Source organism: Flavobacterium sp. SM2513, assembly GCF_050908145.1.
Classification (GTDB): domain Bacteria; phylum Bacteroidota; class Bacteroidia; order Flavobacteriales; family Flavobacteriaceae; genus Flavobacterium.
Window position 1 is genome coordinate 1840917 of sequence record NZ_CP194228.1, and the last position, 13035, is coordinate 1853951.

General features: G+C 33.3%; 13 protein-coding genes. 5 read left to right on the forward strand and 8 right to left on the reverse strand.

Annotated features, from left to right (window positions below; translation table 11 throughout):
- The 8 genes from ACQ5J2_RS07640 to htpG all read right to left on the reverse strand — a co-directional run bounded on the left by ACQ5J2_RS07640 (nucleotide 1) and on the right by htpG (nucleotide 8337).
- Nucleotides 1-1350 carry a sensor histidine kinase gene (locus tag ACQ5J2_RS07640; protein ID WP_432673132.1) on the reverse strand — a complete coding sequence of 450 codons (1350 nt, stop codon included), beginning with the start codon at nucleotides 1348-1350 and terminating at the stop codon, nucleotides 1-3.
- Between the two features lie 50 nt (nucleotides 1351-1400).
- Entirely contained in the window at nucleotides 1401-2024 is a 624-nt protein-coding gene (locus tag ACQ5J2_RS07645; protein ID WP_432673133.1) for an alpha-ketoglutarate-dependent dioxygenase AlkB family protein, read from the reverse strand.
- A gap of 4 nt (nucleotides 2025-2028) precedes the next feature.
- Nucleotides 2029-2391, reverse strand: a complete 363-nt coding sequence (locus ACQ5J2_RS07650; RefSeq protein ID WP_432673134.1) for a DoxX family protein — start codon at nucleotides 2389-2391, stop codon at nucleotides 2029-2031.
- Between the two features lie 35 nt (nucleotides 2392-2426).
- Nucleotides 2427-3344: an EamA family transporter gene (locus ACQ5J2_RS07655; RefSeq protein WP_432673135.1), complete on the reverse strand. Its 918-nt coding sequence runs from the start codon at nucleotides 3342-3344 to the stop codon at nucleotides 2427-2429.
- Nucleotides 3345-3473: 129 nt separating this feature from the next.
- Nucleotides 3474-4091, reverse strand: a complete 618-nt coding sequence (locus ACQ5J2_RS07660) for a response regulator transcription factor (protein ID WP_432673136.1) — start codon at nucleotides 4089-4091, stop codon at nucleotides 3474-3476.
- Nucleotides 4088-5827 (reverse strand): ATP-binding protein, encoded by a 1740-nt coding sequence (locus ACQ5J2_RS07665; protein ID WP_432673138.1) that lies wholly within the window; start codon nucleotides 5825-5827, stop codon nucleotides 4088-4090. The genes ACQ5J2_RS07660 and ACQ5J2_RS07665 overlap by 4 nt, the downstream gene beginning before the upstream one ends.
- 44 nt (nucleotides 5828-5871) lie before the next feature.
- Nucleotides 5872-6351 carry a hypothetical protein gene (locus ACQ5J2_RS07670; protein ID WP_432673139.1) on the reverse strand — a complete coding sequence of 160 codons (480 nt, stop codon included), beginning with the start codon at nucleotides 6349-6351 and terminating at the stop codon, nucleotides 5872-5874.
- 99 nt (nucleotides 6352-6450) lie between these two features.
- A complete protein-coding gene (gene htpG, locus ACQ5J2_RS07675) occupies nucleotides 6451-8337 on the reverse strand; it encodes a molecular chaperone HtpG (protein WP_432673140.1) in 1887 nt (628 codons plus the stop codon).
- Between the two features lie 180 nt (nucleotides 8338-8517).
- Here htpG and ACQ5J2_RS07680 point away from each other — a divergent pair, with 180 nt between their 5' ends.
- From ACQ5J2_RS07680 to ACQ5J2_RS07700, 5 genes are all read left to right on the forward strand, one after another.
- The gene (locus ACQ5J2_RS07680) at nucleotides 8518-8994 is read left to right on the forward strand and encodes a hypothetical protein (protein WP_432673141.1); all 477 of its coding nucleotides are present in this window, start codon (nucleotides 8518-8520) and stop codon (nucleotides 8992-8994) included.
- Between the two features lie 11 nt (nucleotides 8995-9005).
- A complete protein-coding gene (locus tag ACQ5J2_RS07685) occupies nucleotides 9006-9704 on the forward strand; it encodes an OmpA family protein (RefSeq protein ID WP_432673142.1) in 699 nt (232 codons plus the stop codon).
- Nucleotides 9705-9850: 146 nt separating this feature from the next.
- Entirely contained in the window at nucleotides 9851-10519 is a 669-nt protein-coding gene (locus ACQ5J2_RS07690; RefSeq protein WP_432673143.1) for a TetR family transcriptional regulator C-terminal domain-containing protein, read from the forward strand.
- Between the two features lie 22 nt (nucleotides 10520-10541).
- The gene (locus ACQ5J2_RS07695; RefSeq protein WP_432673144.1) at nucleotides 10542-11858 is read left to right on the forward strand and encodes an ABC1 kinase family protein; all 1317 of its coding nucleotides are present in this window, start codon (nucleotides 10542-10544) and stop codon (nucleotides 11856-11858) included.
- A gap of 140 nt (nucleotides 11859-11998) precedes the next feature.
- On the forward strand, nucleotides 11999-12967 hold the full coding sequence (locus ACQ5J2_RS07700; RefSeq protein WP_432673145.1) for an ABC transporter ATP-binding protein: 969 nt from the start codon (nucleotides 11999-12001) through the stop codon (nucleotides 12965-12967).
- The last annotated feature ends 68 nt before the right edge of the window (nucleotides 12968-13035 follow it).

Consider the following 13035-nt stretch of genomic DNA (forward strand, 5'->3'; position numbering starts at 1 on the left):
TTATTGATTGAATATAATAGTAAATGTCGTTCCTATATTGACTTCACTTTTAACACTGATTTTTCCTCCAAAACGTTCTACTTGCATCTTTGTCATAAATAATCCCACTCCTTTGGCGTCTGGATGGTGGTGAAAAACCTTGTTCATGCCAAATATTTTAGAACCGTACTTGTTTATATCAATTCCCAAGCCGTTGTCTTGAACACTTAAAGTAATTGAGTTATGTGTTTTTTGAGTGGTGATTGTAATAACGGGTTTTCTATTTGGGTCGGCATATTTCAATGCATTACTGACCAAGTTATGAAAAATACTTTCCAAGTACAAAACAGGATAATTCATTTCTGGTGCATCAGAACAATTGACGTGGAAAGTGGCTTCTTTTTGTAAGATTTCGCCTTGCAAGTTGTCCCTTGTTTTATTTAGGACAGTCTCAAATTTCACATTTTCTCTTACAATTTTATGGTTTCCTTTTAAACTAATAATATCAATAAGATGGCTTAAGGTTTCATTCAGATTTTGGGAAACTTTGCGCAACATATCAAATACGGTTTTGACTTCTTCCTTGTCGCCGTTTTCATCAAATGTATCAATTAACATGGTGATATTTGCCGCTGGAGCGCGAAGATTGTGGGATATAATGCTTGAAAAATCGTTAAGTTGATTGTTTTGTAAGCTTAATTCTTCAATTAAACTTTTTTGAATTTCCTCTTGTTCGACACTTCTTTTTACTGCCTTTCTAATAAAAAAATACGCTATGAAAATTAATATAGAAATAAGCGAAACAAAACAGAAGAAAAGAAAATCACGCGTTGTAACATTATCTTCAGTTTGTTTTAACTTGTTGGATAATAAATTAATTTGCTGTTCTTGGTACTTTGTGATTACGTTTCTAATGGAATCCATGATTTGTTTTCCTTGCCCTAACTCGATTAATTTGGCGGCACTTTCTAAACCATTTCGTTTTCTTTCTAAGATAGTGCTGTCGCTGAATGTGATTTTTGTCAAAATTAAATCCTCAATAGTATCCAACTTCAGCGTTTCATTGTTATTGTCCACTTTCATCGCACGAAGGGAATCAATCCATGTATTGACGTCTTTCTTTTTTAATGCAAAAACATCTAGGTAAATTGGATTTTCAGTAATGGCATAACCTCGAGCACTGGTTTCGATGTCAATAGTTGTGGACAAAACTTTTTCAAGCAATGCATTTACCGTACTGGCTTGATAAATACTAGCTCTGTTTTCTTTGACTGCTTCTGCACGATTATAGACATTAATAATAAGTACAAAAATGGTTATTGCTACAGCAAAAAAGGTTAGGTCTATTTTGTTTTTTAAAGTGAATTTCAACTAATAAAGGGATTAGGTTTAATTTTAAAACTTAGACAAAATTACTACATTTAAATCATAGGTTCAAACATTTTTATCGTTCGAAATGTCAGGTTAATTCGAGGAGAAATTGTTTGCATCGTCTTAGGTATTTGATGCTTGTAAAAATGTTGTGTACTTCCTTTCATCAACAGTAAACTTCCGTTCTCTAACTTAATTTTGCATCTATGTTCAGGTTGAAATTTATGTTTTAAATGAAAAAAGCGCTCACTTCCTAATGTCAATGAAGCTATAATAGGGTTTTTTCCTAATTCCCTTTCATCATCAGCATGCCAGCCGTTGCTGTCTTTTCCGTCGCGGTACAAATTAAGCAATACACTGTTGAAGGAAGTTTCTGCCATTTCCTCTATTTTGTTTTTTAAATGCAAAAGAGTTGGAGTCCATGAATTCGCATTCATTTTTATATTGGAATAGGAGTAGCTCAAATCATCATTTCCATAAAAGGCGGTAAGTCGGGGTTGCGGATGCGTTTTTCCAAACAAGGTAATCGAATCATGTTGCCACGGCGTTTCTTCTAGCAAGTGGTCGAACAATTCCGCTGCTTCTCTGGCATATAGAAAGGAAGGAAAATAGATGACTTCTGCATCAGGTAAATCAAAATCCATTCTTTCATCTAAAAATAAAGACTGATTCATTACTTTAAAAGGTATAATAATAAGCCCAAATCATGAGTACAATTTGCAAAGGCAATCTGATAAGCAAGATGGTTTTAGACAAACCCAAAGCTGCTTTTTTATTCATATACATAAATAAATTGGCTGGAAAAACGACAACCAACAGCGCGATTATTCCCCAAGCTGAAATTTCAGACAGCATTGGAATGCAAAGCCCAATTCCTAAAATTACTTCGGCAGTTCCTGACAAATAGTTTAATAATTTAGGATTTGGAAAGTAAGGAGGGATAATTTTCAGATACAATCTCGGATTTCTAAAATGATTTAGTCCCGCTACAATGTAGAGGATTGCCATTAGATACAAATGCCAAGGTAGTTCAAAAGTCATGTGCTTATTTTTCTTACCAATTTAGTAAAAATAATTTATAACATTTCACTCTTTTTCTTGAAATTCAAATTCATAATGACAATTGCCGTAATAATTAGGATAATTCCCACCCATTGAATCAAAACTACTTGTTCGTGCAATAGAAAATACGCCATCAATACCGAAACAGGCAGCTCTAATGAAGCAACAATACTTCCTAAGCCAATTCCCGTATGTGGAAATCCTGCATTTAATAATAAAGGTGGAATGATGGTTCCAAATAAAGCCAAAATAATTCCCCATTTCATGAAAATCTCAAGATTAAATGGCGTTACTTGAGTGATTATTGAAAAGGTAAAAACGATAATAGCCCCACCAACGAGCATCCACAAACTTCTTTGTGCTGCTGAAACATGCGTGGCAATTCTATTTGCGGTAAACATTGTAGTGGTAAAGGAAGCGGCTGCTAAAAGTCCCCAGAATATTCCGGTAGTCCAATCAATGGACGTGTCATTAAAGTCGATTTTAAAGATGTTTATCGCTAAACCCGTCCCGATTAAAACTACAATAACAGCTAAGGTTTTTTGCAAAGAAGGCGCTTTTTTATCTAAGATCCATTCTAGTAAAACACCCATCCAAACGGTTTGCATAAGCATTACAATTCCAATAGACACGGGAATATACTTGACTGCTAAATAATAGAAAATACTGGTTAAACCTGTTGAAGTTCCCGCAATAACTAATTGCATGATGTTATTCTTAGATGGTTTTACTATTTCTTTTTTAGTGGTATTTCTTTGAATTAAATTCACAAGCAATAATCCCAACAATCCGTAAACGAACTGCGATGTGGTTACCTCGGCAGTTGTATAACCTTCATTGTACGCGATTTTTACAAAAGTAGCAAGCATTCCGTAGCTCGTTGCTCCAAGAGCCACAAGAAAAACACCTTTAAGTAGATTGTTTTGGGTCATATCCTAAAATTTAAAAACGGCGACAAATATAGGATTTAAATATTCAGGTTTGCCGTTATTTCTTAGAATTAAAATTGCATCCGTTTTTGGGAAAAATTTACCTAGGAAAAATTTGAATTTAAATAGGAATTAGTCGAAATCATATTTTCGTTCAACCGCAAAACGAACTAAATCTGATTTCCCTTGAATGCTCAATTTTTTCAGAATATTTTTTCGGTGGGTATCGACGGTAGATTTTCCAATGCTAAGAATTTCGCTAATTTCATTAGAAGAATTGCCTTCGCCAATAAGTCTAAGAATTTCTTTTTCTCTCTTGCTAAGCACAATTTCCTCCTGATTCACTCCTGTTTTATCGGCTACGATACTGGTGTCAAAAAAAGTTTCATTTTTTGCAACTGTCCGAATGGCTTCTACCACTTTTGCTAAGGATGAGTTTTTCATGATATAACCTGAAGCACCGGCTTCCCGCATTTGTGAAACCGCTTCTGCTTGGTCAAACATACTGAAAGCAACGACTTGAATCATCGGAAACTCTTCTTTGATGGTTCGAGTTGCCGTAATTCCATCACATTTTGGCATCCGAATATCTGTAAGTACTACATGCGGTTTTTGCAATCGAACGAGTTTAATCAATTCTTCGCCGTCGTTTGCTTCACCAATTACTTCAATGTCAGGCTCAAGGTTTAGCGCTAATTTAATTCCGTCAATTAGTGCTTGGTGATCTTCTGCAATTACAATTGTTATCATAATGGTAAGTCTATTATAATGGTTGTTCCTTTAGATAGTATTGAATCAACTGTAAAGGTACCGCCCATTTGTTCTACTTTTTTCTCTATGTTTTTAAGTCCGATTCCGTCTGTCTTTCCTACTTTTTTGTAGTCAAAACCAATACCGTTATCTTCAATGATAACATTAATCAAGTCACTATTGTGTTGGGTCAAATAAATATTGACTTCATCTGCTTGAGAATGCTTAATAATATTGGTGCATAATTCTTGTATGATTCTAAAAAGCGTAATCTCAGTTGAATTTGTCAAACGTTGGGTTAATCCAAATGGTATAACGTTAATAATTAGCCTGTTGATGACGGTCATTTTTTCGGCCATTTTTTTAACAGCTATCACTAAACCATCACTTCCTACGATTCCCAAGTTTTTCAGGTGAGAAATATTTCGTACTTTCTGATAAGTTTCTTCTAGTAAAGCATCTGTTTTGTCAAACAAAATTTTGTCACTTGGGTTTTGTGTCCGGCTAAGATTTTGAAAATTTAATTTTAATGTGGCAAGTAAGCTTCCTAAATTATCATGGAGTTCATTTGCTATTTGTTGGCGTTCATGTTCTTGACTTTCAAGCATTACATCAATATCATGCAGCTCTTGGTCTTTCAAAGTTTTCTCTAGTCGTTGTGTTTGAATTAATTGTGCTTGTTCTGCAATTTTTTTCTTCTTTGAAAGGTTTTTATAAATCAATACTGTCAAAATTATTGCTATTAATAGTAACCCTAACGAGGCATAAGTAATTAGTTGGTTTTGATGAATTTTTGCTTTTAACGTTAAGTTTTCAATTTCTTTTTCTTGTGTTTCATACTTAATATTAAACTCAGATATCTTAGTATTCTGCTCTGCAAAATTAAATTCGGATTTAATTTCACCAGATTTACTTAAACTCTCATAGGCTTTCTTATAAAGTTTTAGCTCATTATAATTGATTGCTAAAAATTCGTAAATAAAACTTTTGATATTTTTGCTATTTTGCGACAACTCAATACTATTGGCTTCTTCTAATAGCTGTACAGCTTTTTGATAATCTTTTTGATAATAATAGCAACTTGCTTTATTAATCAAGTTAACACAAATCCCATCTTTATTATCCCTTTTCTTAGCAAAGGAAATTGATTTGTCGATATAATATATTGCAGAATCTGGCTTTTGAAGCATTTCGTTATATAAAACAGCAACATTAGAATAAACATTTTCTAGTTGCGAAAAATCCTGCGCTTTTTCACTAAAGTAAATTGATTTTTTAAATAATTTTAAACTTTCAGATGGCTGTTCTTCCATGCTCAAACTTGCCCAATTCGAATAGGCTCTTGCAATCAATAAATTTTCGTTTTTCTCTAGAGCATAACTTAAATAATCTTTAATGTAATTTTCTGCTTTTTTTCGATTGTTTTTTTCAGTGCTTAGAAAAAAAGCAATATCTAGGTTTACGGCCATTGCACGGTCAAGACTATCAATGGCTAGAAACGCTCTCTTAGCTTGCAGATAACTGAGGAATGCTTTGGCATTTTTATTTTCAGCTGCTAAACATTTAGCTTTGTAAAAATAAAATAGCGCTAAATCTGGTTTTTTTAATACTAACGTATCAAGTGCGTTTATTTCTCTTAATGCCGTAAAATTCTGACCATTTTTTAATAGACTATCAAGCTTTACGCTGTTTATGGCTTGAGAATGCACCATCCCCGTCAATAATAAAACAGGCAAAAGAAAATAGATATAGTTTTTACGGTACGTATTCATACTTTTAATTAGCTTGTTTTCACTACTAAACTCATTCCTACTTTTCGTGGATTACTATGTGCAGCATTAACTGTATTAGCGATGCCGTCTTGACTTTGATTTCCATTATTTTTCACTTCATCGTAGATACTTTCAATTTCAGAAAAATAACTACTTCTATCGCTTGCGTTAAAATTACCGTTGTGAAAAAATATAAATAAAGCTTCCGGATTATTTTCATCAAAAGGTACGGCCCCCGAATGAATATTTAGTTTGTTTAAATCGAAATTCAACCTAAAATCAAAACTACTGTGATGCATCGCAGTACTAGAACCATCGCTGAAATGACAAAAAATTACATTAATAACTCCGTTTGATGTGTTTTTAGATAAATTATACATTTCTGTAGGATAGTCGCCTGGACGAGGTTCTGCTGGAATACATACGTTGATACTTGCTCGACGTGAAGCATTAAAAGTTCCCTGTGCGGTATAAGTTAAATTTGCCATTTTGTAAATGTTTTAGTTACTACTTTTCAAATTTACTACATTAATACGCATAAAAAAATCCCTACAAGTAGGGATTTTTCATTTATCTGTAAAATAAAATTATTTCACTAGTTCAAAACTACGTTTCACAAAAGCAGTTAAATCTTCTCCTTTAAGTAAGTTTTGAGATAATTTTGCTAAATCTAACGCTTGCTTTACCAATTGTTCTTGGCGCGTTTTGTCTGTAGTTGTCAAGATGGTATTTGCCAAATCAGAATTGGTATTTACAACCAAATTATACATTTCTGGCATATTTCCCATTCCAAACATTCCTCCACCACCAGATTGACTCATCTCTTTCATTCTTCGCATAAATTCAGGTTGCGTGATGATAAATGGAGCTGCAGCACTATCCATAGCTTGCAATTGTACATTATATGTTGGTTTGGGAACCAATGTTTCCAAAACAGTTTTCAAGCTTTCTTGTTCTGTATCTGATAATTTAGAAATCGCTTCTTCGTCTTTCTTAATCAAGTTATCAATATGGTCTGAATCGACACGAACGAAAGTCAAGTTTTCATTATCTGCCTCTAGTTTTTGAATAAGATGCGAAATAATTGGCGAGTCTAATACTAGAACTTCGTAGCCTTTTTCTTTTGCAGTTTCAATATACGAGTGTTGTGCATCTTTATTACTAGCATACAAAACGACTAATTTTCCGTCTTTATCTGTATGCGTTTCTTTAGTTTTTTCTTTTAATTCTTCAAGTGTGAAATATTTTCCATCAACGGTTGGATACAATGTAAACGCTCCTGCTTTTTCGTAGAATTTAGGCTCGGATAACATTCCGTATTCCAAAACAATTTTGATGTCGTTCCATTTTTGCTCAAAATCCGCTCTGTTTTCTGTAAACAATGCTTTTAATTTGTCGGCTACTTTACGAGTGATGTAGTTTGAGATTTTTTTAACCGCTCCATCCGCTTGCAAGTACGAACGCGAAACATTCAACGGAATATCTGGAGAATCAATCACACCTTTCAACATCGTTAAAAACTCAGGAACGATTCCTTCAACATTATCCGTCACATAAACCTGATTTTGGTACAACTGAATTTTGTCTTTCTGAATTTGTAAATCAGAAGACATTTTCGGAAAGTATAAAATTCCGGTCAAGTTAAACGGATAATCAACGTTCAAATGAATATGAAACAACGGCTCTTCAAATTGCATAGGATACAATTCTCTGTAAAAAGATTTGTAATCCTCATCTTTCAATTCAGTAGGTGCTTTTGTCCAAGCTGGATTCGGATTATTGATGATGTTATCTACTTCAACCGTTTCTGGTTTGAAATCTTCTGGTGCATCTTCTGGTGTTGGAAGTGTTTCTTCTTTTGTTCCAAATTTAATTGGAACCGGCATAAATTTATTATACTTCTGAAGTAAAGTAGAGATTCTGTTTTCTTCTAAAAACTCTAACGAATCTTCTGCGATATGCAAAATTATCTCCGTTCCACGAGTTGTTTTATCAGAAGCAACTAATGTGAATTCTGGACTTCCGTCGCAAGTCCAATGAGCTGCAGGTTCATCTTTGTAGGATTTTGTAATTAATTCCACTTTTTCCGCAACCATAAATGCCGAATAGAACCCCAATCCAAAATGACCAATAATTCCTGAATCTTTAGCAGAATCTTTGTATTTTTCTAAAAACTCTTCTGCACCAGAAAAGGCAACTTGGTTGATGTATTTCTCCACTTCTTCCGAAGTCATTCCTAAACCTTGGTCAATGATGTGGAGTTTTTTACCTTCTTTATCAATCTTCACCTCAATCTGTGGATTGCCATATTCTACTTTGGCTTCACCAATACTAATTAAATGCTTCATTTTTAACGTCGCATCGGTACCATTCGAAATTAATTCACGCAAGAAAATTTCATGGTCGCTATATAAAAATTTCTTTATTAGGGGAAAGATGTTTTCAACCGAAACATTAATTTTTCCTGTTGTCATAGTATATGTTTTTTTAATTTTATTAGATTTTTAAAAGTATTGAATGATTTCCAAATAAAGTACCAAAATCACTAAAGTGACAAATTGTCTTGATACTTAATTCTGAAATGTTATAATTTAAATTTTAACATTTGAAAAGTAAAACTCGTATATTTGTATCAAAATAAAATATATAAACTTATGAGAAAATTACTTTTACTAAGCGCTCTCGCGATATTTTTTGCGTCGTGCAAATCAGCTTCTGTAACCAATACGGCAGTTGACAACAAAACAGAACGAATGATGAAAGGCGATTGGGTTATCAGTTCCGTAACTTATCCAGGTTCTGAATACATTAAAGTACAATCTTTTAATCTTGCCGATTCAAAGTGTTTTGAAGGCAGTACTTGGAAGCTAGTTTCTAACAACAATAAAGGGGAGATGTCGTTAACTAAAGCAGATTGTATGTCATTTAGTTCTCCTATTTCTTGGTTTGTAAATAAAGACGGGCAATTTGTTTTGAAAGTTTTAAATGCAGGAGAAAAAGCAAAAAAAGTGAGAGATGGATACATTTTAAATATGGGTGTTCAAACTGAAACCTCATTTCAATTGATTGACAAAATCAATGTGGGTGGAAATATGACAAATGTTGTTTACCAATTTGAAAAATTAAATTAAAAAAACAAATTATGAAAAATAGATTTACAATTGTAGCTCTTGCTGCATTAACATTATTAGGAACGACATTCACAAGTTGTGATGCAGTAAAAAATTCAAATAACACACAGAAAGGTGCCGGAATTGGCGCTGTTGCTGGTGCAGTACTTGGTGGTGTATTAGGAAACAACATTGGTAAAGGCGGAAATGGCGCTTTAGGTGCTGTTCTTGGTGGAGTTGTTGGTGGAGTTGCTGGTGGAGTTATTGGAAATAAAATGGACAAACAAGCCCGTGAGATTGACAATGCAATACCAGGTGCTGACGTAGAACGAGTTGGAGAAGGAATTAAATTGACATTGAATGAAAATGCGGTTCGTTTTGATACTAATAAATCAAGTTTAACCACTACTGCAAAAAACAATTTAGATAAATTAGTCACTGTTTTCAATCAATATCCGGATACCGACATCGTGATATACGGATACACAGATAGTACAGGTCCAGCTGATTTCAACTTGACGTTATCACAACAAAGAGCCGCTTCGGTTAAGACCTATTTAGCTGGAAAAGGTATTTCTTCTGGAAGATTTACAGTTCAAGGAATGGGTATTGCTGATCCAATAGCATCAAATGATACACCTGACGGAAGAAGTAAAAACCGTCGTGTAGAATTTGCCATTACTGCAAATGAGAAAATGATTCAAGATGCAGAACAAGAAGCGAAACAATAAGTTCACTTCCTATTTATATTTAAACCGTTTCGAAAGAAACGGTTTTTTTATGCTTCATTATTTTTGAAAGACATTTAACAAATGTTTTTATGTTTCAGAAATATTTGAAAGTAAATTTACAGAAATAAAAGTAAAAACTTGATAGTATGGCAACTGCAAAGAAAATAACAGATAGAGCTAAAATGATGGATGAAAATGAAATCATTACAATGTATATGGATAACGTTCTATTAGAAGAACACGAACCTAAAACGGTGTATGCTTTTTGTAAAAAAAACAATATACAGGAAAGTGATTTTTATACCTTTTTTGGTTCCTTTGATGCTTTGAAACAAGAAATTTGGGACAAGTTCTTAGAAAATACAATTTCAACTTTACATAACGATGTTTCTTTTGCAAGTTATACTCCTAAAAACAAGCTACTGACTTTGTATTTTACTCTTTTTGAAGTGCTGACTTTAAACCGAAGTTATGTTTTATACACGCTAAAAGACAACAAAGAAGGTTTAAGTAATTTAAAGCAATTGAAACAGATGCGAACTTCTTTTAAAGAGTTTGTCAATAATCATATTGCTACCGAAGAATTGAAATCTTCAAAATTATTTAAAATAACAAAACCAGTTTACAGCGAAGGGTCGTGGATTCAGTTTTTATTTATTTTGAAATTTTGGTTGGAAGACAACTCGAAAGGATTTGAAAAAACCGACATTATTATCGAAAAATCAGTCAATACAGTGGTGGATTTATTGGATTCAAAGCCATTAGAAAACATCATTGATTTAGGTAAATTTCTTTGGAACGAACGAAAAATGTAAATTTTTTCTTTAAAAAATTCTTATGAAAACGTTAGATAAAATACCAACTACAAAAATTGAACGAGCAGGTCAATTGGTGAAAACCGGATTTAAAATCGGTGGAAACTACATTTCGTATTATGGTGAAAAAATAGTGAATCCTTCTTTAAATCGAGACAAGCTAAACGAAAACAACGCCGAAGATATTTACGACGGATTGAAAAATTTGAAAGGAAGTGCTTTGAAAGTGGCTCAGATGTTGAGCATGGACAAAAACATTATGCCGAAAGCGTATGTAGAAAAATTTTCATTAGCACAATTTTCTGTCCCGCCACTTTCAGCGCCATTGGTTCGCAAGACATTCAAAAGGTATTTAGGCTACGAGCCTGAAGTTTTGTTTGATACCTTTACTGCTGAATCGGTTAATGCCGCAAGTATTGGTCAAGTACATTGTGCGACGAAAGACGGTAAAAAATTAGCAGTCAAAATTCAATACCCAGGAGTAAAGGAAAGTATCAGTTCTGATTTATCTATTGTAAAACCTTTTGCAATTAAGATGTTTAATTTGCAAGGAAAAGATTCTGAAAAATATTTCCAAGAAGTTGAAAATAAACTATTAGAAGAAACGGATTATGAATTGGAACTTCGCCAAGGAATGACTATTGCCGAAGCGTGTAGTGCCATTCCGAACTTAAAATTCCCCGTTTATTATCCAAAATGGTCGTCAGAGAAAATCTTGACGATGGACTGGATGGAAGGACAACATTTATCGGAATTTGCACCAAAAAACTTTGACGAAGCCTTAGGAAATCAATTAGGTCAAGCGTTGTGGGATTTTTATATGTTTCAAATTCACGGTTTAAAACAAGTGCATGCCGATCCACATCCGGGAAATTTCTTGATTGATACTAAAGGAAATTTAATAGCTATTGATTTTGGTTGCATCAAGCACATTCCAGCAGATTTTTATATTCCTTACTTTGAATTGGCAGTTCCTGAAGTGATTGATAATCCTGAATTGTTTAAAGCAAAATTATATGAATTAGAAATCCTTAGAACGGATGATACTCCTGAAGAAGTAACCTATTTTACAGGATTATTCCACCAATTATTGAGTTTGTTTACAAAACCTTTTCAAGGTGATTTCTTTGATTTTTCGGATGAAGATTTTTTTGGAAAAATAGCAAGTATGGGTGAAGAATTTTCTAAAGACACACAGTTGCGTAAGATGAACGGAAATCGAGGTTCAAAACACTTTTTGTACATCAACAGAACGTTCTTCGGACTGTATAATTTATTACACGATTTAAAAGCAAAAGTACATACGAATACGTATCAAAAATATATTAAAGAGTCATAGTTTTTTTTTATTGGTTAATTGGTTGAGAGCGAAATTCAGTAATGGATTTCGCTCTTATTTTTTTATAATTAGCTGTTTTTTCTAGCAAAAAAATCTCTTAAAAAGTCTATTTTTGCAATTCTATAATAAAGAAATTTATAATGCTTCAAGTTCAAAATATTTCATTCGCATACGATTCAAAAGCAGTGATTTCGAATGTTAGTTTTTCAATAGAGAAAGGTTCAAATGTTGCTATTATTGGCGAAAGTGGCTGTGGAAAAAGTACACTTTTAAAATTAATTTATGGTTTGCACGACTTGAACGAAGGTGAAATTCATTGGGAATCCACTCCTGTTTTAGGACCAAAATTCAATCTTGTTCCAGGAATGGACCAAATGAAATATTTGGCTCAAGATTTTGATTTGATGCCTTACATCACCGTTGCTGAAAATGTTGGAAAATTTCTTTCAAATGTATTTCCAGAACAAAAAAAACAACGAGTTCAAGAACTACTTGAAATGGTTGAAATGACTGACTTTGCAGATACCAAAGCGAAATATTTAAGTGGTGGTCAACAACAACGTGTGGCTTTAGCTCGTGTTTTGGCTTTAGAACCTGAAGTTTTATTGCTAGACGAACCGTTTAGTAATATTGACAGTTTTAGAAAAGGCGCTTTGCGTCGAAATTTATTTGCGTACTTAAAAAATAAAAAAATTACATGTATAATCGCAACGCATGATAGTATTGATGCATTGTCGTTTTCGGACGAAACTATTGTGATGAAAGACGGAGAAATAATTGCATTTGATGCTTCTCCTAAAATATATTTGAAACCAGAAAGGAAGTATGTCGCTTCTTTGTATGGGGAAGTCAATGAAATTTCACTAAATCTATTGGAAGAAAAGACCCAGTCTGAGAAAACAATTTTGGTTTATTCTCATGAGTTGTATTTGGCAGAGAGAAGCAATTTAGAAGTGACCGTAAAACAATCCTACTATAAAGGAAATACTTTTCTAGTGAAGGGCGTTTATGACAGAAAAGTGTTGTTTTTTGAAAATCCGTTCCCAATTCCTGATGGAGAAAAAGTATTTCTAACGGTTGATGAGGAGGTTATAGAATACAGGAAATAATTAGTAGATATACAGTACAAAAAAAGGTTGCTAAATTTATTTTAGCAACCTTTTTCAATATAGTAAAG